Origin of the sequence: Pseudomonas spirodelae (genome assembly GCF_034653255.1) — a bacterium.
Lineage (GTDB): Bacteria > Pseudomonadota > Gammaproteobacteria > Pseudomonadales > Pseudomonadaceae > Aquipseudomonas > Aquipseudomonas spirodelae.
This window is the reverse complement of record NZ_JAYEET010000036.1, coordinates 66,779-91,100: the sequence shown is the minus strand read 5'-3', so window position 1 is coordinate 91,100 and position 24,322 is coordinate 66,779. Positions and strand designations below refer to the sequence as shown.

The window sequence follows — 24,322 nt, the reverse complement described above, 5'->3', positions numbered from 1 at the left end:
GAAATCTACTTCCTGATGGACAGTGGCACGCGCCGATCATGCTGAAAAATATCCCCACCCATCTGATTGCCGGGCCGCTCGGTGCCGGCAAAACCAGCCTGATCCGAAATCTGCTCGCGCAGCGGCCGACGCATGAACGCTGGGCGGTGCTGATCAATGAGTTCGGTCTGATCGGTCTGGACGCCGTGCTGCTGAGCACTGACGACGATGGCGTGGCCCTGGGCGAAGTAGCGGGCGGCTGCCTGTGCTGCGTTAACGGCGTGCCGTTTCAGGTTGGCCTTGGCCGCCTGTTGCGCAAAGCCAAACCGGATCGCCTGCTGATCGAACCCTCCGGCCTCGGCCATCCGCTGCAATTACTCGCACAGTTGCGCGAAGCGCCCTGGGCTGGCGTGCTGGCGGTACAAGAGCCGCTGCTGGTGCTCGACGCTCATGTGCTGGCGGCAGGTGTTGCGTTGCCGGACAGCCAGCAGGTAACCCTGAGCAGCGCGGGCTTGTTGCTGCTGAACAAGGCCGAAGGGCTGGATGATGCAACCAAGGCGCGCATCCAAACGCAGCTGCCGGCACGCCCGATTTACTGGACCCGTCAGGGCGCACTGCCACTGGCAGCGCTGCCTGGCTTTAGCGCCCAGGCCGAGAGCGGCGGCGCGCTGGATAATCTGCCCACGGCAGCTGCGCCATTGCCGCAGCTGTGGCGCAGTCCGAATGAGCCAATCTGCCAGATTCAGCAACAGGTCGAAGGCTGGAGCATCGGCTGGCGCTGGCATCCCAGCCAGCAGTTTGAGCTGCTGCGCGTCCAGCAGTGGCTAAGCGGCCTGCCCTGGCGCCGCGCCAAGCTGGTGCTGCACAGCAGCGCCGGCTGGCTATCCGCCAACGCCCTGAACGGCCAGGCCCTGCACTGGCAAACCAGCGAATGGCGCAAGGACTCGCGGCTGGAGCTGATCTTTAGCGAGGCGCAGGATGTGCCGGCGCTGCAGGCTGCGTTTGCGCAATGCGTGCTGCCCTGAGGCGAAAGGCCAGTGGGTGTTGATAAACTGCGACCACTTTTTTCTGGATAGCGCCCATGCAATTGCTTCCCTGGTCCCATGACTGCTCGGCGGGCTTCACCCTGCGCGGTTGGCATACGCCGCCTTCGGGCAAGCCGCTGCTGCATTTTTTGCACGGCAATGGTTATTGCGGGCGGGTTTATACGCCCTTGTTGCAACGGCTCAGCGAAGACTTCGACCTGTGGCTGTGCGACGTACAGGGCCATGGCGAGAGTGATCATGGCGGGCGCTTTCATGGTTGGAACCGCAGTGCCGAGCTGGCGCTGGAGGCGTTTGCGCTGGGGCGTGAGCGCTATGGCGATGTGCCGGTGTTTGCCGTGGGCCATAGTTTTGGCGGGGTACTGAGCAGCCTGATGCTGGCCCAGCAACCGCAGCTGTTCCAGCGTGCGGTGTTGCTCGATCCGGTGTTATTCAGCCCGGCGATGATCGGGGTGATGGCGTTGTCCGATGTGGTCGGTTTGAGCCGGCGCACCACTCTCGCCAGCAAGGCGCTCAAGCGGCGCAGCAGTTGGCCAGACCGCGCGGCTGCACACGCGGCGTTGCACGGCCGGGGGATGTTTCGTGGCTGGACCGAAGAAGCCTTTGCCGCCTATATCCAGCACGCCTTGAAAGACGGCGAACAGGGCGTCGAGCTGAAATGCCGGCCGAGCCGCGAAGCGGATATTTTCAGCTCATACCCCAAGCGCTTGTGGCCCTCGCTGGGCAACGTGACAACGCCGACTCAGGTGCTGTACGGGCAGCACAGTTACCCCTTTGTGGCTAAGTCGGTGGCGCGCTGGTGTGCCAGCAATGGCCATGTCAGTGCCCATGTGGTGCCGGGCGGGCATTGTTTTATGCAAGAGCAACCGGCCGACAGCGCCGCTCGCGTGGTGCACTTTTTATTGCAGCGTGATTAGTCATCAGTCGCGGCGAGGATAAGCGCTCTTAGTGGCGCGGCGTGTTGTCATCGGCGTCGTGCCGCTGGCTGCGCCATTGCTGCATTTCGATCACCTGGGCACTGGGCGCGGGCGGTTCGCGAAATGGATGCGGGGCCAGTTCGATCCGTCCCAATTGCTTGCCGAACAAGGTGATGCTGCCGATATGCCGTTGCTCGCCGGTCACTGTGAACTCGAAGCCATACACCCGTGCCAGGCGTTTGCGGCCCCGTGCATCGGGCAATAGCGCGAGCCGACGCAGCGCGACATTTTCATCAAGCAACTCGATGTCGGCCTTGGCGCAGTGCTGCTTTACCAGCGCCAGCGCGTGTTCACGCAGGCCATGGGCGTGCCACAGCCAGGCGCAGACAGTGGCGAACAGCATCACGAGAAACACATCGAAGAGGTCGATCATGCAGGCTCCGGCAGCAGCAGGCTAATGGCTTAGCCTTCTGCTTGGTTAAGCGCCTGATAGCGCTGTTGCAGTTCATGGCGAATCTGCCGGCGTTGCAGGCCTTGGCGCTGGCGGCGCAGGCCGTCCGGGGTGTCGGGGGTTAAGGCCGGAATAACCACGGGCTTACCCTGCTCATCCATCGCAACCATGGTGAAAAAGCAGCTGTTGGTATGGCGTACCGAACGCTCGCGGATATTTTCCGTGATCACTTTGATGCCAATTTCCATCGAGGTGCGGCCGGTGTAGTTGACCGAGGCGAGGAAGGTCACCAGCTCACCGACATGGATCGGCTCGCGGAAAATCACTTGATCCACCGACAAGGTCACCACGTAGCAACCGGCATAGCGGCTGGCGCAGGCGTAAGCGACTTCATCGAGGTATTTGAGCAGGGTGCCGCCGTGAACATTGCCAGAGAAATTGGCCATGTCCGGGGTCATCAGGACGGTCATCGACAGCTGGGCGGTTCCGGCTTGCATAGGGCACTCTGTGGCGGGCTGATGGAGCGTGTAGGCGCTGTGACGCGCTGCACGCCCGTCACGGTACTGGTTGCGACAAACCATAAGCAAGCGCCTTGCCGCGCAACGGCTGCTTGGCACCGCTGCGGCTTAGGGCATTGTGGTTTCCAGCGCCTGCGCAGGTGGCAGGTAAGCGGTATGCTCGGCATAGCCACGCGGTTCGCCAATCTGACGGCTATTCAGGCCTGCAGTTGCAGGCTGTGCTCCAGCTCGCCGGGCCTGCAAGCGAGACCTGGCGAAAGCCCAAGCCGTGCGCCTGCACCCGCGGTTTCCTGCGGGTGGGCGCAGTGTGTTGGCGATATGTAAATGCAGCCGACACCGGCGGATACCGGTTTGCTGCTGATCAGGCGTGGGTCAGGTACCAACGCCAGTCCTGTTCGCCGACTTCGCCCATAAACTGGCGGAACTCGGCCCACTTGATCGCCAGAAACACCTTGAGGAACTCCTCGCCCAGCGCCTGTTTGGCCCAGGCCGAATTTTCCAGGGCGCGCAGGGCGGTGAGCCAGTCGGTCGGCAGGGTTTCGCGGGCTTGCTCGTAGCCGTTGCCGATGATTCCTTCCCCCGGGTCGATCTGGTTGGTGATGCCGTGGTAAATGCCGGAAAGGATGGCCGCCGCTGCCAGGTATGGGTTGGCGTCGGCACCACAGATGCGATGCTCAACGTGCCGACTCTTGGCTGGGCCGCCCGGCACGCGGAACGACACGGTGCGGTTGTTCACCCCCCAGCTCTTGGCCAGCGGCGCGTAGCTGTTGGCCTGGAAGCGGCGGTAGGAGTTGGCGTTGGGGCAGAAAATCGCCAGGGCATCATTCAGCGTGGCCATCATGCCGCCGATGGCGTGCTTGAGCAGCGGCGTGCCATGTGGGTGTTCCGAGGCCATCAGATTGTTGCCGTCGGCGTCGGCCAGGCTGACGTGCATGTGCATCCCGCTACCGGCCTGATCGCCGAACGGCTTGGCCATAAAACAGGCCTGCAGGCCGTGCTTATTGGCTACGCCTTTGACTAGGCGTTTGTAGCGCACGCCTTCATCGATCGCCTGCAGCGCGTCGAAGCGGTGTTCCAGGGTCAGCTCGACCTGGCCCGGGGCGTATTCGGAAATCGCCGTGCGCACCGGCAGCCCCTGCACTTCGCAGGCGCTGTAGAGGTCATCGAGGAACGGCTGCAACTGCTCTAGCTCGTACACGCCGTAGACCTGAGGCGCTTGCGGGCGCACGCCGTTGGCTTGTAGCGCCGGTTGTGGGCGACCGTTGGCGTCGCACTGTTTATCCAGCAGGTAGAACTCCAGCTCCACCGCCATTACCGGGTGGTAGCCGTCGCCCTTCAGCCGGTCGATGGCGCGGATCAGCACATGCCGTGGATCGGCCGGTGCGGCCGGCAGGCCCTGTGTCGGGTGCATGCTCACCTGCAGCTGGCCGGTCGGCGTGGTGCGCCAGGGTTGCAGGGTCAGGCTACCGGGCAGCGGGTAGGTCCAGCAGTCGGCGTCGGCGACTTCCCAGACTAGGCCGCTTTCCTCCACGTCCTCGCCCTGGATGGTCAGCGCCAGGATCGAGCTGGGCAGCGGTCGGCCGTTCTCGTAGATGGCCAGCAGTTCGTCACGATGCAGCAACTTGCCGCGTGGGATGCCGTTGGCGTCGATCAGCATCAGCTCAATCAGACGCACTTCGGGGTGGGCTGCGAGGAAGTCATGGGCTTCCTGAATATCGGCGCATTGCATGGCGGTGTCCTGGGTAGGATGGGTTAGCCGCGAAGCGGCGTAACCCATCGATGCACTCTGATGGGTATCGCTGCGCTCAACCCATCCTACGGTATCTGTCGGCGGGGTTACTCGCGGGCGCCGGGGATGGCCAGTAGCTCAGTGAGAGCCTGGTCGAGCATGCCGATCAGCTGGTCCACATCCGCCGCCGTGGTGCTCGGGCAGCACAGGGTCATGTTGTGGAACGGGGTGATAAGGATGCCGCGGTTGATCAGATAGAGGTGCAGGGCCATCTGCAGTTCGTCGTGGAACGCCGCCTCGGCCTCGGCGCCGGTCTTCGGCGATACCGGGCAGAACTGGAATTCGCTGCGCGCGCCCAGTTCGGTCACCGACCACTTGAGGTCGTGCTTGCTGATCAGCGTGCGGAAGCCATCGGCCAGGCGTTTGGCCAGCGGCAGCATGTGTGCGTAGGCGGCCGGGGTCATCACCTGTTCCAGGTTGGCGCGCATGCAGTGCATGGCCAGGGCATTGGCCGACAGGGTGGTGCCCATGCCGCTGTGGCCGTGGCCGTGGCTGTTCTCGCTGGCTTTTTTGCGTGCTGCGGTCATGGCCTCGGCCATCGCCGCGCTGCAACCGAAGATGCCGCACGGCACGCCGCCGGCAATCGGCTTGCCGACCACGAAGAAGTCCGGGTCGAGGTTCCACAATTTTGTGCAGCCACCCATATCGGTGGAGATGGTGTGGGTCTCGTCGATGATCAGCAGCGCGCCGTACTTGCGGGTCAGCTCGCGGCACTGCTGCATAAAGCCCGGCTCGGGCAGGACCATGCCGATATTGGTCATCGCCGGCTCGCAGAGCAGGGCGCAGACATCGCCCTGGGCCAGCGCGGCTTCCAGCGCCGCCACATCGTTGAACGGGATCGAGCGGCTGTACTCGGTCAGGTCATAGGCTTGGCCGAGCAGGCCAGAACGTGGCACGGTTTCGCCGTCGATGCAGCGCACCATCACGTCGTCCACGGTGCCGTGGTAGCAGCCGTCGAACACCAGTAATGTCTTGCGCTGGGTGATCGCGCGGGCCCAGCGCAGCACGTAGCGGTTAGAATCCGTGGCGGTGGCGGTGACCTGCCAGAACGGCAGGCCGAAGCGCGCGGCCAGCAGCTCGCCGCAGACCACCGCGTCTTCACCCGGCAGCATGGTGGTCAGGCCGTTGTTGCCTTGCTCGGCGATGGCCTTGGCAATCGGGTCCGGCGAGTGGCCGAACATGGTGCCGGTGTCGCCCAGGCAAAAATCGATGTATTCGTGGCCGTCGACATCATAGAAGCGTGCGCCCTTGGCGCGTTCGACGAACAGCGGCACCGGCGTCGACCAGTCGGCCATCCAGTGCATCGGCACGCCGCCGTACAGTGAGTTGCGCGCGCGCTCGGCCAGGGCCACGGATTTCGGGTTGCGCGCAATAAAACGTTCGCGCTCGCGCTGGGCAAAGGTTGCTACGGCGGATGGGCTGATACCACTGGCAGTCATGTTGAACACCTCGTTCGAATATCCGCACATGCTATTTTGTGATCACAGAAAACTCAAGCGTTGGTTTGATCGGGCTTTATTGCTAGATTAACGCCACATTTGTGATCACAGGATGTTGAGCAATGGTCTTTGAACAACAAGTTGCGCTGATCAGCGGTGCGGGCAGTGAGTCGGGTATCGGCTTGGCGATTGCTCGTCGCCTGGGCCGTGCCGGTGCGCGCGTGCTGCTGACCGCCAGCAGTGCGCGGGTCGAGCAACGCGCTGCTGAACTCTGTGCAGAAGGTATAGACGCACGGGCCAAGGCGGCGGACCTGACCGATGAACAGCAGGTCGCCGAATTGCTCGACTGGGCGCAGGCGCAGTGGGGGCAGATCGATATTCTGGTGAACAACGCCGGCATGGCCATGCAAGGCAGCCCCGAGCCGTTCGCCGAGCTGGCGGATATGGACCTGGCGACCTGGAACCTATCCATCGCGCGCAACCTCGGCACTGCCTTTCTGCTCACCCGCGCGGTGCTGCCGGGCATGCGTGCGCGTGGCTACGGGCGCATCGTCAATATCAGCTCGACCACCGGCACCCGCGGCAGCAACCCTGGCGAGGCGGCCTACAGCGCCGCCAAGGCCGGCATGCTCGGCCTGAGCATGGGCCTGGCGCTGGAAGTGGCCAAGCAGGGCATCACGGTCAACAGCGTGGCGCCGGGTTGGATTGCTACGGGTTCCAGCACCGAGGAAGAGCGCCATGCCGCCGAGTACACACCGATGCGCCGCGCCGGACGACCTGAGGAAGTAGCGGCGGCGGTGGCCTTTTTGGCATCGCGCGAGGCCAGCTATATCACCGGCGAAGTGATCGTGGTCGACGGTGGTAACTGCCTAATCGAAAACAAAGCCCCCTGAGCGCCTCTGCGTCGGTCAGGCGTTGTTGCAGGGGTACTCGAAAATGCTCATTGACTGCAGTCAACTGCGCTTTTCAAGCACCCCTGCGCCTAGCCTGCCTCTAGCAGAGCCACTCAGACCATTTTCTAAACATCGGAGAACCCCATGCATAATTGCTCGCTAACCCTCGCCCAACTTCCCGCACCCCCGGCACAAGGATGCTGCTGAACCATGGCCGACAACCTGCAAGATCAACTCTACCAACGTATTCGTGAAGGCCTGCTGGCTGGGCGTTTTCAGCCCGGCGAGCGCTTGAAAATCCGCGACTTGGCCGCCGAATGGGGCACCAGCCCGATGCCGGTACGCGCCGCCTTGCAGCGCTTGGTTGCCGAAGGCGCATTGGAAGGCGAGCCGCAGCGCTCGGTGCGCGTACCGCCAATGACCCGCGAGCGCTACCAGCAGATCTTTCAGGTGCGCCTAGCCCTCGAAGGCCTGGCCGTTGAACTGGCCACGCCACGGCTGACCCCTGCTGACCTGACCGAGCTGCGCGGTTGTGTGGCGCGTATGGATCAGGCCATTGAGCAGCGCCAGGTGCAGGCTTATCTGGATGCCAACAGCCAGTTCCACCTGCACCTTTACAGCGCCTGCGGTAACCCAGTGTTGCTGCGCAGCATCGAGTCGCTGTGGCTGCAGGTGGGGCCGTTCTTCAATCGACTGTTCACCGAAGCTGACCTGTCGCTGCGCCTCAACGACTTCCATGAAGACGCCTTCAGTGCCATCGAAGCGGGCGACGGAAAAGCAGCGCGTGAGGCCATGGAGCAAGACCTGAACTACTTCGCACGCTTTCTGCTTAACCTGCTGGATCTGGAGCAAACCGCCAAGCGGCCTGAGCGCGCTTGACGGGCGGCGTGACGCCTTAGCTTTCCAACCACACGTCGCGTACCCAGTGCCAGACCGACTCCCATGTTTCGTCTTCGTTGATTTCGGTGGTGTCGGCTTCCCACAGCAGCACGGTGCCGTCTTCTTCGACCACGTAGTAGTTGCCGTGGTCTTCGCACAGCGGCACGAACTCGCGCGGTACGCCGAGGGACCAGGCGGTGGCGGCGACTTCCGGTAGGTAGGTGTGCGATTGCGGGTCCGCGGCGGTCACGGGCTCCAGGCGGCCGTAGATCACGTCGCTGACTTGCAGCAGGTATTCGCGCAGGGCGTAGGGCAGGTGGATAAGGATCTGTTCCTGGATCTCCACCAGTACTTCTTCTTCCGGAAGTTCCAGCGGCACTGGCACGGGTTCGTTGAGTTCGCGCAGTTGTTCGATGACTTCTTCCACGGGCGTTGTCTCTTTTGCAGGTAATACGGGAGCGTCTTATACCCTAGACGGGTCTAAGCAAAAAGCTGGCAAAGTGCTATCGTCCAGCTCAGGTGGTCGTCAATTTTTAACGTCACTCAATGGTCTTGCCATGAAAAGCCCAACGCAAGCGTCTGAAGACGGCGTCATCAGTGAGGAGCAGCGGCTGCAGTTGCTGACTGCGGCAGGCAAACGTAATCGCCTTTTCATTATTGGCGTTGCCGGGTTGCTCGGCACCCTTATGCTTATTTCGGCCGGGCTGAATGTCTACAGCCTGTTCAGCGTCGATGATGCTCCGCGTATTGAGGCACTGGAGCAGCAGGTTTTAACGCTTGAGCAGCGCTTGTCGGTGCAGCAAACCGCCCTGAGTAATCAGGAAGCGTTGCTGGCCAGTCAGCAAGCCTCGCAGCTAACCGGTTTGTTCGAGCGCGCAGAAAACCCTGACAGCATCGTTCAAGTGAGCAAGGTGTTGCAGGCTCAAGAGCGTGACTATCAGCAGGTGATGCAAGGTTTGAAGGTGGGCATGCGCGACCTGGCCAATATGCTGCCCGGCTCACGTAGCTGGCTGGCGGATTACCAGGAAGTGATTGATCGGGCGCAGCTCAACAGCCGTAAGCGCAGTGAAGAGATTCAGGCCTGGAGCGATAAGGCCTTGCAACCGATCCCGGCGGCCAAGCCGCCGGGCACACCTGTTGATCCGGGCTAAGCGTTAGCCCATATGGAAGAAGGCCAGCTTGTTACCATCGTGGTCGCGGAAATAAGCGCCATAGAAGCCAGGCATGCGCTCGCCGGGTTCGCCTTCGCTGGTTGCGCCGAGTTCGATGGCCTTGGCATATAGCGCGTCGACCCCTTCGCGGGAACCGCCGGGCAAGGCGATCATGTTGCCGTTACCCGGGTTAGGTGCTTGCTTGTCATAGGGCACGCATACGGCAAACATCGGCTGACCCTGGGCGACGCCATAGAAGGCGGCGCGGCCGATATCCATGACGATTTTGGCACCCATTTCGGCCAGCAGCGGGGTGTAGAAGGCTTTGGCTTTTTCCATATCGGCGGTGCCGACCATTGCGTATCCGATCATTGCTCAATCCTCGTGGTGGTGATGCTCAGGCAGTGCTCAGCTTGCGCTCAGAGTGAATCCGGCGCTAGCCCATCTGTTTGCTGAATGAGCGTGCAGAAAAAACCCGGGCATGCCCGGGTTTTCGGTGTTGCAGTCGGTATTAGCCGTTCTGGCGGATACCCGCGACCAGCCACGGCTGGTTATCACCGGCCGCACGCTCCAGGCGCCAGCTTTCGCTGAACGCTTCGCCCTGGTCGAAGCGCGACGTTTTGGCCACGCCGGTGAAGGTCAGAGTGGCGACGGTTTTGTCGCTGAGGTCATCGACGCCATCCAGCTGCACGTCGAGATCGTCGACATAGGTGGACTGGAAGCCATCACCCAAGTCAGCACGTTCGCGGCTGAGGAACTCCAGCAGCTGCGGAGTGACGAATTCGGCGATCTTGTCCATTTCGTTAGCATCCCAGTGCTGCTGCAAGCTGAGGAAGTGCTCACGACCGGCGCTGACAAAGCTCTGCTCGTTAAACCAGGCTGGCGCATTGATCACCGGCTTGATCGCCGCAGCGGCGCTGCTACCACCAAAGATCGAGGCAGGGGCTGCAGGCATTTCACGCTGCATCGGCGCACCGTTGGCGGTCACAGGACCGGCCTGACGACGACGGGCGGCGAGGAAGCGGAACAGCAGGAAGGCGATCAAACCGAAGATCAGCATGTCCATGATCTGCAGGCCTTCAAAGCCGTCACCCATAAACATCGACGCCAGCAAACCACCCGCTGCGATACCGGCCAATGGGCCTAACCAGCGCGATGCGCCGCTGGCTGCAGCCGGTTGACGACCTGCAGCTGCCGGAGCAGCCGATTGCTGGGCTGGCGCTTGACGTGCTTGATGGCTTGGCGCGGAGCCGAAGGATTTGCTGCCGCCAAAGCGCTTGGCTTCGGCGTCGAAGCTCATGGTCAGGCCGACGCTGAGGCACATGGCCAGGGCAATGCTAAGGAAACGCTGCATGATTGGCTGTCTCTTGGTTATTGGATCTACGCGCGGCATCTTGCCCGGCGTGGTTAGCGCTGGCTAGCCATAGAATGTTTCCGGCTTTTGCCTTGCTGCGCTGAAGTGACGAATGAGCTGTGGCGAAACCGCAAGCGCAACCCAGGGGCTGCGCTTGTAAGGCTTGAGATACAGGGCGTTAGCGCCAGTTGTACAACTCTTTCTCCGACAGCTGATGCATCAGGCTGGCTTGGGCCTGGAAGGCTTGCATCGAGGCCCAAATACGCCCGTTCAGTTCGTTTTGCCCGGCCAGCTCGCCCAGCACCACGGTGCTTTCATGTTGCATGGCGGCTAGCACTTCATCAGGGAAGCGCTTGAGCAGGGTGCCCTGCTGTTTCAACTGATCCAGGGCCAGGGCGTTGTTGTAGACGTAATCGTCGAGCATGTCCTGGTTCGCCGCGCGGGTGGCTTCCGTGAGGATCGCCTGCAGATCAGCCGGCAGGCTATCGAAGGCCTTCTGGTTGATCAGCAGTTCCAGCACCGCCTGCGGCTCCTGCCAGCCTGGGTAGTAGTAGAACTTGGCCGCCTTGTGCAGGCCAAAGGCCAGGTCGTTATAGGGGCTGACCCAGTCGGTGGCGTCGATCGCGTTGGTTTGCAGGGCGGTGAACACTTCGCCACCGGGCAGGTTGACGGTGGTGGCGCCGAGCTTGCTCAGCACTTCGCCGCCGAGGCCGGGCATGCGGATCTTCAGGCCTTTGAGGTCATCCAGCGAGTTGATTTCCTTGTTGTACCAGCCGCCCATCTGCATGCCGGTGTTGCCCACGGCCAGCGGCTTCACGCCGTGCGGGGCATAGGCTTCCTCCCACAATGCCTGACCGCCACCTTTGCTTAACCAGGCGTTCATTTCTGGCGTCGACAGGCCGAATGGAACCGCTGTAAAGAACTGTGCAGCCGGTACTTTGCCCTTCCAGTAATACGCCGCGCCATGGCCCAGCTCGGCGGTGCCGCGCGACACCGCGTCAAACACCTCCAGCGGCGGCACCAGCTCGCCACCGGCATACACCTTGATGGTCAGGCGGCCATTGCTCATGGTCTTGACCCGCTCGGCCAAGCGCTCGGCTGACGTGCCTAGGCCGGGGTAGTTCTTCGGCCAGGCGGTGACCATCTTCCACTGGAAGTTTTCTGCGGCAGGCGACCCGGCGGCAGCTGTGGTTGCTGCTGCCTGCGAGGTGGCGGCTTCTTCCTTGCAACCGCTCAGGCCAAGGGCGGCGAGCAGGGCGCTGGCGAGCAGCAGGGGGCGGCGGATCATTGGGGTTCCTTATGAATTGAATGGACGGTTGGTCACAGCGCTTCCAGCTTGGCGTAGCTGAGCATCAGCCACTTACTGCCTTCGCTCTCGAAATTAACCTGCACCCGCGCCTGCGCGCCGGAGCCTTCGAAATTGAGGATGGTGCCTTCGCCAAACAGCGAATGCTGCACGCGCTGGCCGAGGTTGAAGCCGGTGTCCGGCACGGCGCTGCCAGCGAACATATTGTCGCCGCCCATATTGCGGCTCACCGCGCCAAACGGCCGGCTGACGCTGTTGCTCAGGCGCACTTCCTGAATCAGCTGCGGCGGAATCTCACGGACAAAGCGCGACACCTTGTTGTAGGTCTCGCTGCCGTACAGGCGGCGAGTTTCGGCGTAGGTGATCACCAGCTTGCGCATGGCCCGGGTGATGCCGACATAGGCCAGACGGCGTTCTTCTTCCAGACGGCCAGGCTCTTCCAGGCTCATCTTATGCGGGAACAGGCCTTCTTCCATGCCCACCAGAAACACCTGGGGGAACTCCAGGCCTTTGGCGCTGTGCAGGGTCATCAGCTGTACGCTGTCTTCGTTTTCTGCGGCCTGGGTGTCGCCGGCTTCCAGCGAGGCATGGCTGAGGAAGGCCTGCAGCGGGCTCAGCTCGTCGTCTTCGTTGTTCTCGAAGGTGCGCGCGGCGCTGACCAGCTCCTCAAGGTTTTCGATGCGCGCCTGGGCTTTTTCGCCTTTTTCGGCCTGGTGATAAGCAATCAACCCACTCTGCTCGATCACCGTCTGGGTCATCAGGTGCAGGGACATGTCCAGCGCTTTGGCTGACAGGTTGTTGATCAATTCGATAAACCCGGCCAAGGCACCCGAGGCGCGGGCTGGCAGGGCTTTGGCGGCGACCATCAGGTTGATGGCGCCCCACATCGACACATCATGGGCGCGGGCGTATTCGCGGATCGCCTCGACGCTTTTTTCACCGATGCCGCGCGCCGGCACGTTGATCACCCGCTCCAGCGCCGCATCGTTGCCACGGCCATCGAGCAGACGCAGGTAGGCCATGGCGTTTTTGATCTCAGCACGTTCAAAGAAGCGTTGGCCGCCGTAGATGCGGTAAGGAATCTTCTCGCGCAGCAGGGCCTCTTCGAGCACCCGCGACTGAGCGTTGGAGCGGTAGAGAATGGCAATTTCGCTGCGCTTGAGGCCGTCCTTGCGCAACGCGTCCTCGATGGTTTCCACCACATAACGCGCTTCGTCGTGCTCGTTGAACGCGGCATACAGGTTGATCGGCTCGCCGTCGCCAACATCGGTACGCAGCTCTTTGCCGAGCCGGCCCTGGTTGTTGGCGATCAGCGCGTTGGCGGCGTTGAGGATGTTCGCGGTGGAGCGGTAGTTCTGCTCCAGGCGGATGATTTCCGCCCCGGCGAAATCGCTGTCGAACTGCTGAATGTTCTCGATTTTAGCCCCGCGCCAGCCGTAGATCGACTGATCATCGTCGCCGACCACCATCAGGCTTTCGCCGCCTTTGGCGAGAAAGCGCAGCCAGGCGTACTGCACAGCGTTGGTGTCCTGGAATTCGTCGACCAGGATATGCCGGAAGCGCCGCTGGTAATGCTCCAGCAGGCCCGGCTTGTCGCGCCACAGGTCGAGGGCGCGCAGCAGCAGTTCGGAGAAGTCGATCACCCCGGCGCGCGCGCAAGCCGCCTCGTAGCCTTCATAGATCTTCAGCATGGTGGCGAGGAACAGGTCGCCGCCGGGCTGGATATTCTTCGGCCGCAGGCCTTCATCCTTCTGCCCGTTGATAAACCACTGCGCCTGCTTGGGCGGCCAGCGCTGCTCGTCGAGGCCGAGGTCGCGGATCACCCGCTTAACGATGCGCTGTTGGTCGTCGGAATCGAGGATCTGGAAGTTTTCCGCCAGGCCGGCTTCCTGCCAGTGCGCGCGCAACAGGCGATGGGCCAGGCCGTGGAAAGTGCCGACCCACATACCAGCCGGGTTCTGCCCGAGCACATCTTCGATGCGATGGCGCATCTCGGCGGCGGCCTTATTGGTAAAGGTCACCGACAGGATGCTGTGTGGCGAGACGTCCAGCCGCTGAATCAGAAAGGCAATGCGGTGCACCAGCACGCGGGTTTTGCCGGAGCCGGCACCGGCCAGCACCAATTGATGACCAGGCGGCGTGGTAACCGCATGGTGTTGGGCTGGGTTGAGGGAGGTGAGTCGCTGATCAAGGTCATTTTGCATCGCGGCATTCTAGGGGGCGCAGCTGGGCAGGGCAAACCAGGCTGTTGCGTCGATTATTTTGGACGACTGGTGAGTCAGCTCAGCGGGCGCAGTCGGGCTATGGCCGGACGCGGTAAAAGTCAGCTATTTACCCTGTGAGTGAACGCACATCTGGCTTGGGCGATGCGTCTAGCTCGGGTATGCTGCGCCGATATTTAGGCAACCATTATAAGAAAATCGCCTATGACTTCGGCTATTCCATTAACTGATTTAAATGGCTTAACAGCGATTTCCGGCCCGGAAGTGACTCAGCTGTTTGCCACTGATATTGCTGCCGAGCGCACCCGCATGCTCTACCAGGGCTCGCGGGTGCCAACTCTGTTTATGCTGCTCAGCGGCATGGCGTGCACGTTTCTGTTGTGGGGTGTGCTGCCGCCGTTGTTGCTCGTGGGCTGGTCGGTCTGGCTGGTGATTCTGGCCATGCTGCGACTGGTGCAGGTGCGTGCGTTCAACCATGCCTTGCCCAGCCGCCAGGCCGAGCGCTATTGGCGACGCCTATTCCTGTTGGGGGCCGGGGCGTCCGGGTTGACCCTAGCGTTTGCTGCCATTGCCCTGGTGCCTGCCGATGTGTTTTACCTGCAGGCCTTGGTCTACGGCCTGATTGCGGCGGCGATTCTCTCGGCTAGCGTGGCTTACGCCATCAGTTTTTCGGCTTTTCTGACCTTTGCGTTGCCCTGCCTGCTGCCCTCGATGGGCTATCTGCTGTTTAGCAACAATGCGCTGCAACAGGGCTGGGGCCTGCTCGCCAGTATCCTGCTGCTGACCTTGCTGGTGCTCGCTTGGCAGGTCAACCGCCTGGTACAGCGCAGCTTGCTGCAGAGCTTCCATAATCAGGCGTTGATCAGCAACCTGGAACACGCCAAGCGCCAGGCCGAGGGGCTCAACAGCGAGCTGGTGCATGAAGTGGAGCAGCGCCGCCGCGCCGAGCGTGAGTTGCGCCATGCCCATGATGACCTGGAAATGCGCGTGGCTGAGCGCACGCTTGAGTTGGATGAAACCACCTACGCGCTGAGCAAGAGCCGCGCACGCCTGACCCTGGCCATTGAGGCCAGCGAGCTGGGCTTGTGGGACTGGGACCTGCAGAGCGATAAGGTGCACCACTCGCGCCTCAAGGAAATTTTCGGCCTGGAGCCGCAGGATGTGCAGGTGATGCTGCGCGACCTCAAGCCGCGTCTGCACCCGGACGATCTGCCGGTGCTGCGCCGCGCACTGGTCGAACACATGAAGGGGCGCAGTGACGATTACCAGGTCGAATACCGCATCAAACATGCACAAGGCCATTGGGTGTGGATCGCCGACCGTGGCCGCGCTGTTGAGCGCGACGCCAAGGGGCGCGTGCTGCGCATGCTGGGTACGCGCAGCGACATCACCGCGCGCAAGCTGCACGAACAGCAGCAGCAACTGGCTGCCACGGTGTTCGAAGCCGCCAGTGAAGGCATCGTGATTCTCGACCCTGACTACCGCCTGCTATCGGTCAATCAGGCCTTCAGCGAAGTCACCGGGTATCGCCAGGACGAGGTGGTCGGCAAAAGCGCGATCAGCTTGATGAACAGTGGCGATAGCCGCCGGCAATACCAGATGATCCGCCTGGAGCTAGAGAGCCGTGGTTCCTGGCGCGGTGAGCTGATTGAAACGCGCAAGAACGGCGAGTTGTATCCGCAGTGGCTGCAACTCAATGTGGTGCGCGATGCGCGCGGCAGTGTCAGTCATATCGTCGGTTTCTTCGCAGACCTGTCCTCGCGGCGCGAGGCCGAGGAGCGCCTGCGCTATCTGTCGCACTATGACGAGTTGACGGGCCTGGCCAATCGCAGCCTGTTCAAGCAGCGGTTGCATGAGGCCAGCCAGCGTGCGCGGCAGAATGGGCGCAGCATCGCCTTGCTGCACATCGATCTGGACCGTTTCAAACTGCTCAACGACAGCCTCGGTCATGAAGTGGCGGACCAGCTGCTCCGGCAGGTCAGTCGCCGCCTGACTCAGGCGGTGCCGGAGGCCGACACCCTGGCGCGCCTGTCGGGTGATGAGTTTGCCATTCTCATCGACGCCTACGGCAGCCTCTCTAGCCTGGCGCGCCTGGCCAGTCGTCTGCTCAGTAAACTGCGTGTGCCCATGACGGTGGGCGGCCATGAGCTGGTGGTCAGTGCCTCGCTGGGGATCAGTCTGCTGCCAGACAACGCGCGGGAAATTTCCGCGTTGATCAGTCAGGCCAATATGGCCACGCAGCATGCCAAGCATCTGGGGGGTAACACCTTCCAGTTCTTCACCGACAACCTGCAGGCCTGCACCTTGGAGCGCCTGCAGCTGGAAAATCAGTTGCGCAAAGGCATCCAGGAAGGCCAGTTGGAGGTGTTCTACCAGCCCAAACTAGGCCTGGCGGATGACAGCCTGCATGCCGCCGAAGCCTTGGTGCGCTGGCGTCATCCGCAGCTGGGGCTGGTGCCGCCGAGCGACTTTATCGGCCTTGCCGAAGAAACCGGGTTAATTGGTGCGATTGGCGAGTTCGTCTTGCGTCAGGCGTGTAAACAAGCCTGTGCATGGCGCGATGAAGGCTTGGCGCAGATTCGCGTGTCGGTGAACCTTTCGGTGCATCAGGTGCGTCAAGGCAACCTGCTAAGCCTGGTGCGTCAGGTGCTAAAGGAAACCGGGTTGGACCCGCAGTTTCTCGAGCTGGAACTGACCGAAAGTCAGCTGCTGGATAACGTCGAAAGCGTGATCAGCACCTTCCAGCAGCTGCGCGATTTGGGGGTCAAACTGGCGATTGACGACTTCGGCACCGGCTACTCCTCGCTGAGCTACCTAAAGCGCTTCCCGGTGGATTACGTGAAGATCGACCAAACCTTTATCCGCGACCTCACACCCGGCAGCGAAGACGCCGCGATCACCCGCGCGATCATCGCCATGGTCCACAGCCTGGAACTCAAGGTGGTCGCCGAAGGTGTGGAAACCCAGGCGCAGCTGGACTTTCTTAAAAGCCACCAGTGCGATGAGGTTCAGGGCTACCTGATCAGCAAGCCCGTGCCAGCCGAGCAGTTTGCGCAGTTGCTGCGTGAGCAGGACGATGGTGTTTGAAGACCGGTTAACTGCCTACTTTGGCTAGGCGTTAAAAATAGTCTGATAGAAAGTGGTGATTAAGCGGGGCGCTATGGCCAAGTCGATAAAGCCGCTGTTCCTGCAGCGGACAAGCGGCCGATTTTCTCAAGCCACAAATAATACTGTTGAGGCTTAGGCGTCATTCGACGGTAAACCCGCTGCAAACAAGACCCGAAGGCCTGTTCGCAGCAGGTGATGCTTACAGGCTTTCGAGCTCAGGGTTGAGGCGTTCCAGCACGCGCTTGCCTTGTCTGGCGTTGTCCAGCTTGGCGAGATCACTGAGGCGCACACTTTCGGTAGGCTCAATGCTCAGCACGATGCCACTGACTTTTTCCATCAGGACGTCCTCGAGCAGGTCGCAGCTGTTATCCATGCTCTTCGGTAGGTCCTTGCTGTCACGCTGGCAGTTCTTCACGGTGCGCTCGACCATCTTTGCGTAGTGCTCGCTGCGCTGGCTGTCGGCACTACCGGCGGTTGGGTCTAGCGGTGTGTTGTAGCGCTGGTAGAGCGCAATGCTGCGTTCGAGCATGCCGCGGTCCTGCAGGCTAACGCGAACGTTGGCGAGTTCGGCCCGCTCGATGCTCTCGGCCAACTCTTGCAGCTTGGCAATGAGACGGTATGGGTTGTCCTCGCCGTCAAGATCGTCCTCCAGGCGTTTCAGCTTGCGGTTGAGATCACGCTGTTTGCTCAGGCTGTAGCTCATACGGCTGTCGAACAGTTCCGGCAAAGCGATGGCAATTTCGGCTTCTACGGTTCCGGCATCGTCGTCGACGTCAACGAATAGCTCCATATCAAAAGGCTTAAGCGTTGCCAGCCCGCTGCTGAGTGCGGGTTCGAAGCTGTGACTTGCGCGCGCCAGTTCGCGATCAATATTTCTGCTGGCCAATGCACCCAGGCCGCGCAAACCGTTGATGGCTGTCGTGTCGGCCTCTATACCTTTGAGTTGCAGGCGCAGGCGGCTTTGGTTTTCATCACTGATGCGCTCGCTGATGATCAGCTCGGCGGCGCGCAGGGCGGGCTCATTCTTGCCCAGTTCCAGCTCCACATCGCGAATGCTGACGCTGCCCCCGAAAGGGCTGGCAGAGACTGAGCGCCAGCTGAGTTTTTCATCCAGCGAGACTTCATACACCCAGTCTTCCAAGTGCTTCTGAGCCTGCTTGCTGCTGTAGGCGCTCAGGCCAAAATAGCCGGCGGCCAGGATTACCGTGGCACTAGCACCGACGATCAGAGGAAGGTGCTTGTTCATACATCATCTCCTTGCAGCTCGGCGCGCTCTGGCCAGGCTTGCTTGACCAGTTCTTTGGCCTGTTCCGGGGTCCACTCGGGATCACCGATTTCGTGACGCAGTAGCTTTAGCGGGTCGCGCAAGTCGGCGCATTCACTTTCGCTACAGATCTGCAGGGTGTTAGCGGTGATCAGGGTCAGCGGAAGCTGTTGATCATCCTGGCGACTAGTGTCCAGTTGAGCTTTACCTTTGACAAGGAACCAACCTTTGTCGGCGTCCTGTTCGCTCTCCTCCGTGTTGAGAACGGCCTGGTAGGGATAGTCGATAGCCCAACCGCCCTCGGTCTTGCCGCTGATGTAAACAATCTGGCTGTAGTCGCTGGCGCCACCTTTCAGCATACGGGTATAGCTGCCGCCATCGAAGGGCGAGTAACTGGCGTCGCGGCTGATGCGCTGGTAAAGCTCTTGGGGCTTGCGGGTTTCTCGGCGCAGTTGGCGATACAGCTGCAACTGCTGTTCAGCTTGCTGGCCAAGCAGTTCGCGTTGGCGCTGTTCTTCGGCCTGCCGCTGTAGTTCAGCTTGGCGCAGTTGCTCGGCTTCTTTACGTTCGAAGGCGAACAGGTGGTTTTCGGCGCGCTGGGGGTTGTACTCCCACTGTTTGCTGCGGTAGTTGCGCCCTAGGTTGATTTCATACATCCAGTAATCACGCTTGCCTTCATGCAGCCCTTGCTGCAAATCGCGCAGGGCGTAAAAGCGAATGTCGTTGATTGCAGGCGCGCTCTGGTCCAGGCGGGTGGTGGCCAGGTCAATGGTCCTGCGTATGTTTTCCAAGTCGCGGAACAGCTCGCGGTTCTCGGTGAGCGCGACAAGTGCGGTGCTGCCCGCGCTCCAGTTATTCCGGTAGCTGGTGTAACCCACACGCAGCAGGTAATGAACCTTGCTGGCGGGTTCGCTGTGCAGCAGCAGTAACAGGTTTTTGCGTTCGTCGAAGCCGACGATGGGCAGGCTGGGGGCTTTGCCGCTGAACTCTAAGCCGGCCAGGTAGCTGCCATTGAACTGATGCAGCAGTGCGCCGTCACGACGGTTGATCGTCAGCGTGCCAGTACCTTGGGCGTAGCCGTCTGGGCCGCAGTTAATTGTCTTGGACGTGGCGCTGACGTTTTCCACACCGTCTTCGAGGGCGAAGGCTAGGCGGAAGCGACAGCCGTTCTGGTCGGCGATTTCGCTGAGGAAGTTGGCCTTGGCCAGTACGTCGCGCTGCAAAGGTGGTTGCCAGCCAGATACGGTGAAATCCACCGAGAGCGGTGCTGGCACAACAGGCGCAGCAGGCGGCACTTTTGCAGGCTCTGGGGGGGGAGTGGCTGCAACTGCCGCGGCGGGTGCAGTGGCCGCCGCGACCACCGCTTCGGCCGCACCTTCGCTGACAGTATTGGGCACTGCTGCTGGCGGGGCGGAAGGTACGCTAGAAGTCGCAGGGACTTGGCCTGCAGCCTGAGGGCTGGCTGCCGGTGCAGTGGCGAGCGCGGCTGCAGGTACTGACGCAGCAGGTGCAGGGGCCGGGGCAGCCACAACCGCCTGCCAGTTACCGGCCTGGGTTGCGCTGCCGCTGGCAAGGCGCTGACCCTGGCTATCGACGGTGTGCCAGCTGAGTTGGCTGGCATTGGCGCACTGGGTGCCGATCAAACCGCCCAGTTTGGGTAGCAGGCGTTGTACCGCCTCAGTGCTGGCGGCCGCCGTAAAGGCGAAGCGCAGTTGCAAGTGAGGGCTGCACCAAGGCTGACCGTCGGCATGGTCGACAAAGACCTCGACGTTTTCTGCTTTCGAATAGGCCAGGCGATGGCTGGCGGCCTCTGCCGTTACCGCCAACGTGAGCAAGCTCAGGGTTAGTAGACTTCTCATACGCAGCTTCATTAGATCAGCTCCCAGGCACCGTCAGCCGCCTGGCAGGCTTTGACTGTCTGCTGTTCGCTGCTGCCCTTGGCCGTTACGTCGTAGTTGAGCGTGCGGCAGGTGGCTTGGGCGGTGACTTGCTGTTCAAGCGGTACGGCATCGAGATCGATAGCGTCGAGGTCGATACCCTTGCTTGAGGCAGTGGCTAAGTCGAGGCTGTCGAGGTCGGTAGCAACATCAGCCACCGCAGTGCCTGCGCTGGTTTGCGCCGGGCGGGCTTTGACCTGCTCGACCAGTGGGGCATAGACGTAGCCGATGGTGACACCACGACGGCCAACCATGATCCAGTCGTTATCGGTACGGCCGATGGCGGTAAAGGTGGTATCGACCGGCAGCCCAGCGACTTTCTCGGCGTTAAGATTAGGAGCATTGCGCACGTTGGCCGACTTCACCGCACGGTAAGGTTGGTTGATCAGCGTCATATTGGCTACGGGCTGCACCTTGGGGCTGCGTTTTACGGCCACTTGGCGCTGCACAGTCTCGGTTTTGACCGGTGTGATGGTGGCGGTGGCGCCGCTATGGGCAGAGGTCCACTGGCTGCTCTGGCCGTCCTGAGCGTTTTGCAGGGCCTGCTGGGTCTGCTGGGCAAGCGCTTCGCGGTCGCGAGTATCTAGCTTGGCGCCGATGGTCTTGCCTAAATATCCGCCCGCTAGAGCGCCGGCAATCATAGCGGCGGTACGACCACTGCCATTACCGACCTGGCTGCCGATTAGCACGCCAGCCGTGACACCAACCAAAGTGCCGATGTTTTCCTTGTTGACCCACTGGTTCTCGGAGAGGTTGGCGCAGCCTGCAGCAAGAACGATGGCGCTGCCGAGCAGCAGCACACTGGTTTTTTTGACGAAGCCCATTGGACAGATCCCTAGGTAATTTCGAGTCGAAGCCATTTGACTCAGGGACACTAGAGGTACGACCAAATTGGGTTGTAGAAGCAACTCTTCCCTGAGTGCGTCGATTACACATAAAGATTGATGGCATAACAATGGCTTAGAGACGATATATGGCGTTTTTGTCTTGTTCGGGCTGGATTTTCGTATCGATACTCGGCAGCTGTTTCAGCTTTCTGCGCACCTGACTGCAGTTACCGTGAAGGTCTTGTAAGCATTTCCAGGGTAGAAAAATGGCATTACTAAACTGCTTTGCAGGATGGTGCTTATGCATGAAAAGATGCTGCGTTTTTGTCAGGCAGTACTTGTAGGCGAGAGCGCTAATAAAGGTCTGCTACCCACTCATTTCGCTGCCTGTTCTGTGAGACCCACCTGCTGATGCTGCCCAAACGTCGCCCAGCCAATACCACCTTGATCCTATTGGCCTCGCTCTACTGCGCTCAGGGATTACCCTCGGGGCTGCTGGCGCATTCGTTACCCGTGCTGTTGCGTCAGCACGGTGTTGATCTGGCGTTGATCGGTCTGCTCAAGTTGCTGGCGTTGCCTTGGCTGCTCAAAGTGCTCTGGGCGCCGTGGGTGGATCGCTTGGCGTCGCCGCGGCTGGGTCATCGCCGGGGGTGGATTCTGCCGTTGCAGATGGCTGTTATTGCCATCGTCACGGGCTTGGCGCTGATCAATCCCGAGCGGCTGTTCGACAGCTACTTTTTGCCGCTGATTGGCCTGTTACTGCTGGTCAATCTGGCCGCCTCGACCCAGGACATTGCTACCGATGGCCTGGCTGTGAGGCTGTTGCCGGAGCGTTGGCGCGGGCTGGGTAACAGTTTGCAGGTCGGTGGTTATAAGGTCGGCATGCTGGTCAGCGGCAGCGGTCTATTACTGGCGATGGATACCTTGGGTTGGCACCTCAGTCTGGGGCTGGTCGCGGCGCTGCTGGTGCTGATGACTGTGCCGATCTGGCGCTTTAACGAGCGGCGCGAACTGCCGTTTCAGCCCGCGCAGGCAGAGCCGGCCGGGCCAGGCCTATTACTGCGGCATTATCGCGGCTTGTTGCTGCAGCCCGGCATGCTGTTCTGGCTGGCGGTGCTGCTGAGCTTCAAGCTGGGTGATGCGCTGGGTTCACCAATGATCAAGCCGATGCTGGTGGATCAGGGCTGGAGTAATGCCGAGTTGGGCCAGCTGACCTTGATCAGTAGCTTGGTTGGCATCGCTGGTGCGTTTATCGGGGGGCTGCTGTATGCACGGATCGGCGCGCTGCGTGCGCTGCTCGGGTTCGGACTGTTGCAGGCTGTTGGGATTGCGGCCATGGCCCTACTGGTAAATGCCGGTGGCAACAGTGCGCTGGTGTACTCCGTGGCGTTGTTCGAGCAAGCCGCGGATGGCATGTCTACGGTTGCCTTGTTCGCGGTCATGATGCACCAGTGCCGGCCCGAGCATGAGGGCGCCGACTTTACCTTGCAGGCCAGTGTGCAGCTGTTGCTGGCCGGCCTGGTGGGCGCAACCAGTGGTTTGCTGGCCACGTTATTGGGTTATCAGACGTTGTTTGTATGTGCCGGGAGCTTGGGGCTGTTGGCATTGCCGCTGGTGCTGCTGTATTTCCGCCGGGCGCGGCCAGCGGTTGCAGCTCAGGTTCAGTAAGCCATCACGGCAATGACCGTGATGGCGGGTGATGGGTATCGCTGCGCTCAACCATCCTACGGGCTAAAACCGTTGGGCTATTCCATCCACTGCCGTTCGTGGCGTTCGAGCAGGTTGCTGGCTTGTTCCGGGCCGTCGCTGCCGGCGGGGTAAGGGCGCGGGCTCTGGTAGTGCTGGTGCCAGCCCTTGATGATCGGATCGACCCAGTTCCATGCGGCTTCAACTTCGTCGCGGCGCATAAACAGTGTTGAGTCGCCTTCGATCACATCCAGCAGCAAGCGTTCGTAGGCGTCCCAGCGGCGCTGCTTGTGGAAGGCGTCGGCCAGATTGAGGTCGAGTTCCACGGGTTGCAGGTGCATGCCTTTGCCGGGGCTTTTGCCCATCAGTTGCAGGCTGATGCGTTCTTCCGGTTGCAAGCGGATCAGCAGGCGATTGGCTTCGCCTTCGCCGAACAGTTGGTGCGGCACCGGCTTGAATTGGATCAGGATCTCCGACGTTTTGTGCCCCAGGCGCTTGCCGGTGCGCAGGTAGAACGGCACGCCGGCCCAGCGCCAGTTGTCGATCTCGGCCTGCACGGCAACGAAGGTTTCGGTATCGCTGTCGTTATCGACGTTCTTTTCGAAGTAGTAGGCCGGCACTTCCTGGCCGCCGATTTTGCCGGCGGTGTATTGGCCGCGCACGGTCTTGTCCTGCACGTCCAGGCCGGTGATGGGTTTCAGCGCTTCGAGGATTTTCACCTTTTCGTTGCGTACTGCTTCGGCGTCGAAGCGCACGGGCGCCTCCATGGCCACCAGGCAGAGCAACTGCAGCAGGTGGTTCTGCACCATATCGCGCATGGCCCCGGCTTTTTCGTAGTAGGCGCCGCGGTTTTCTACGCCGAGGGTTTCACACACGCTGATCTGCACATGGTCGATATGCCCGGTGCGCCAGATCGGCTCGAACAGCGCGTTGGCAAAGCGCAGCGCCATCAGGTTTTGCACGGTCTCCTTGCCCAGGTAGTGATCAATGCGGAACACCCGCGACTCATCGAACACCGCACCGATGGCCGCGTTGATTGCCTGGGCTGACTGCAGTGAGTGGCCGATGGGCTTTTCCAGCACGATGCGCGCCTTGGGCCCGGCCAGACGGGCGACCTTCAGGTGCGAGGCGATGTCTTCGAACAGGTCGGGCGCGGTGGCCAGGTAGTAAATGCGCACGCGCTCAGGGTCTTCACCCAGGCGTTTGCCCAGGCGGCCGAAGTCGGCGCTCTGGCTGGCGTCCATCGCAAAGTAGTCGAGGCGTGCAGCAAAGCTGGCCCAGGTCTCGTTGTCGAAGTCGTTACGCGCCACTTGAGCGCGGCAATGGCGCTCAGCCAGGGCTTGATAAGCGCTACGGCTGTGGGCGCTGCGGGCCAGGGCAAGAATACGTGTATCGACGTGCAGACGACCGGCGCGGTGCAGGTGGTAGAGCGCTGGCAGCAGTTTATGCAGGGCCAGATCGCCGGTGCCGCCAAACACCAGCATGTCGCAGGGAATGCTCAAGGTGGGAACTCCGACTTGGTTTAGCAGTGCGGGAGAGGCGGTCATGTAGTATAACTA

At 61.4% G+C, this 24,322-nt stretch carries 20 protein-coding genes; 7 read left to right on the top strand and 13 right to left on the bottom strand.

The genetic code is table 11. The annotated features are described in order from the left end of the window. Window positions 1-38 precede the first annotated feature (38 nt). Together SOP97_RS11205 and SOP97_RS11200 are read left to right on the top strand one after the other, a co-directional pair. The gene (locus tag SOP97_RS11205) at window positions 39-1,004 is read left to right on the top strand and encodes a CobW family GTP-binding protein (protein WP_322949246.1); all 966 of its coding nucleotides are present in this window, start codon (window positions 39-41) and stop codon (window positions 1,002-1,004) included. Between the two features lie 56 nt (window positions 1,005-1,060). Next, complete coding sequence (locus tag SOP97_RS11200) at window positions 1,061-1,939, top strand: alpha/beta fold hydrolase (RefSeq protein ID WP_322949245.1); 879 nt, start codon at window positions 1,061-1,063, stop codon at window positions 1,937-1,939. Between the two features lie 28 nt (window positions 1,940-1,967). On the opposite strand, the gene SOP97_RS11195 is transcribed toward SOP97_RS11200, so the two are convergent. From SOP97_RS11195 to SOP97_RS11180, 4 genes are all read right to left on the bottom strand, one after another. Continuing rightward, complete coding sequence (locus tag SOP97_RS11195; protein ID WP_322949244.1) at window positions 1,968-2,372, bottom strand: DUF3301 domain-containing protein; 405 nt, start codon at window positions 2,370-2,372, stop codon at window positions 1,968-1,970. Window positions 2,373-2,401: 29 nt separating this feature from the next. Continuing rightward, complete coding sequence (locus SOP97_RS11190; RefSeq protein ID WP_274088086.1) at window positions 2,402-2,887, bottom strand: acyl-CoA thioesterase; 486 nt, start codon at window positions 2,885-2,887, stop codon at window positions 2,402-2,404. A 382-nt stretch (window positions 2,888-3,269) separates the two neighbouring features. Beyond that, on the bottom strand, window positions 3,270-4,637 hold the full coding sequence (locus SOP97_RS11185) for a glutamine synthetase family protein (protein ID WP_322949277.1): 1,368 nt from the start codon (window positions 4,635-4,637) through the stop codon (window positions 3,270-3,272). A gap of 107 nt (window positions 4,638-4,744) precedes the next feature. Then, the gene (locus SOP97_RS11180) at window positions 4,745-6,136 is read right to left on the bottom strand and encodes an aspartate aminotransferase family protein (protein ID WP_322949243.1); all 1,392 of its coding nucleotides are present in this window, start codon (window positions 6,134-6,136) and stop codon (window positions 4,745-4,747) included. Window positions 6,137-6,258: 122 nt separating this feature from the next. Here SOP97_RS11180 and SOP97_RS11175 point away from each other — a divergent pair, with 122 nt between their 5' ends. Both SOP97_RS11175 and SOP97_RS11170 read left to right on the top strand, forming a co-directional pair. Next, window positions 6,259-7,029 carry an SDR family NAD(P)-dependent oxidoreductase gene (locus SOP97_RS11175; protein ID WP_322949242.1) on the top strand — a complete coding sequence of 257 codons (771 nt, stop codon included), beginning with the start codon at window positions 6,259-6,261 and terminating at the stop codon, window positions 7,027-7,029. A gap of 210 nt (window positions 7,030-7,239) precedes the next feature. Next, window positions 7,240-7,908, top strand: coding sequence for a GntR family transcriptional regulator (locus tag SOP97_RS11170; protein WP_322949241.1), 669 nt, complete (start codon window positions 7,240-7,242; stop codon window positions 7,906-7,908). A 16-nt stretch (window positions 7,909-7,924) separates the two neighbouring features. Here SOP97_RS11170 and SOP97_RS11165 read toward each other — a convergent pair whose 3' ends face one another. Continuing rightward, window positions 7,925-8,335 (bottom strand): SMI1/KNR4 family protein, encoded by a 411-nt coding sequence (locus SOP97_RS11165; protein ID WP_322949240.1) that lies wholly within the window; start codon window positions 8,333-8,335, stop codon window positions 7,925-7,927. 130 nt (window positions 8,336-8,465) lie between these two features. Between SOP97_RS11165 and SOP97_RS11160 the strand changes: the two genes are divergently transcribed. After that, the gene (locus SOP97_RS11160) at window positions 8,466-9,059 is read left to right on the top strand and encodes a hypothetical protein (RefSeq protein ID WP_322949238.1); all 594 of its coding nucleotides are present in this window, start codon (window positions 8,466-8,468) and stop codon (window positions 9,057-9,059) included. 3 nt (window positions 9,060-9,062) lie between these two features. Here SOP97_RS11160 and SOP97_RS11155 read toward each other — a convergent pair whose 3' ends face one another. The 4 genes from SOP97_RS11155 to uvrD all read right to left on the bottom strand — a co-directional run bounded on the left by SOP97_RS11155 (window position 9,063) and on the right by uvrD (window position 13,923). Further along, entirely contained in the window at window positions 9,063-9,431 is a 369-nt protein-coding gene (locus SOP97_RS11155) for a VOC family protein (protein ID WP_322949237.1), read from the bottom strand. A gap of 139 nt (window positions 9,432-9,570) precedes the next feature. Further along, window positions 9,571-10,413 carry a Tim44 domain-containing protein gene (locus SOP97_RS11150; RefSeq protein WP_322949236.1) on the bottom strand — a complete coding sequence of 281 codons (843 nt, stop codon included), beginning with the start codon at window positions 10,411-10,413 and terminating at the stop codon, window positions 9,571-9,573. A gap of 178 nt (window positions 10,414-10,591) precedes the next feature. Further along, entirely contained in the window at window positions 10,592-11,701 is a 1,110-nt protein-coding gene (locus tag SOP97_RS11145) for a TRAP transporter substrate-binding protein (RefSeq protein WP_274088074.1), read from the bottom strand. A gap of 32 nt (window positions 11,702-11,733) precedes the next feature. After that, window positions 11,734-13,923 (bottom strand): DNA helicase II, encoded by a 2,190-nt coding sequence (gene uvrD, locus SOP97_RS11140; RefSeq protein ID WP_322949235.1) that lies wholly within the window; start codon window positions 13,921-13,923, stop codon window positions 11,734-11,736. Window positions 13,924-14,145: 222 nt separating this feature from the next. Between uvrD and SOP97_RS11135 the strand changes: the two genes are divergently transcribed. Beyond that, on the top strand, window positions 14,146-17,028 hold the full coding sequence (locus tag SOP97_RS11135) for an EAL domain-containing protein (RefSeq protein ID WP_322949234.1): 2,883 nt from the start codon (window positions 14,146-14,148) through the stop codon (window positions 17,026-17,028). A gap of 220 nt (window positions 17,029-17,248) precedes the next feature. On the opposite strand, the gene SOP97_RS11130 is transcribed toward SOP97_RS11135, so the two are convergent. From SOP97_RS11130 to SOP97_RS11120, 3 genes are read right to left on the bottom strand one after another with little or no spacing between them, the layout of a single operon-like run. Next, window positions 17,249-18,295 (bottom strand): hypothetical protein, encoded by a 1,047-nt coding sequence (locus SOP97_RS11130; protein ID WP_322949233.1) that lies wholly within the window; start codon window positions 18,293-18,295, stop codon window positions 17,249-17,251. Beyond that, the gene (locus SOP97_RS11125; protein WP_322949232.1) at window positions 18,292-20,172 is read right to left on the bottom strand and encodes a hypothetical protein; all 1,881 of its coding nucleotides are present in this window, start codon (window positions 20,170-20,172) and stop codon (window positions 18,292-18,294) included. The genes SOP97_RS11130 and SOP97_RS11125 overlap by 4 nt, the downstream gene beginning before the upstream one ends. A gap of 11 nt (window positions 20,173-20,183) precedes the next feature. Continuing rightward, window positions 20,184-21,074 (bottom strand): SH3 domain-containing protein, encoded by an 891-nt coding sequence (locus tag SOP97_RS11120; protein WP_322949231.1) that lies wholly within the window; start codon window positions 21,072-21,074, stop codon window positions 20,184-20,186. Window positions 21,075-21,488: 414 nt separating this feature from the next. Here SOP97_RS11120 and SOP97_RS11115 point away from each other — a divergent pair, with 414 nt between their 5' ends. After that, the gene (locus tag SOP97_RS11115) at window positions 21,489-22,745 is read left to right on the top strand and encodes an MFS transporter (protein WP_322949230.1); all 1,257 of its coding nucleotides are present in this window, start codon (window positions 21,489-21,491) and stop codon (window positions 22,743-22,745) included. Between the two features lie 77 nt (window positions 22,746-22,822). On the opposite strand, the gene zwf is transcribed toward SOP97_RS11115, so the two are convergent. Continuing rightward, window positions 22,823-24,310 (bottom strand): glucose-6-phosphate dehydrogenase, encoded by a 1,488-nt coding sequence (zwf, locus tag SOP97_RS11110; protein ID WP_322949229.1) that lies wholly within the window; start codon window positions 24,308-24,310, stop codon window positions 22,823-22,825. Between the last annotated feature and the right edge of the window lie 12 nt (window positions 24,311-24,322).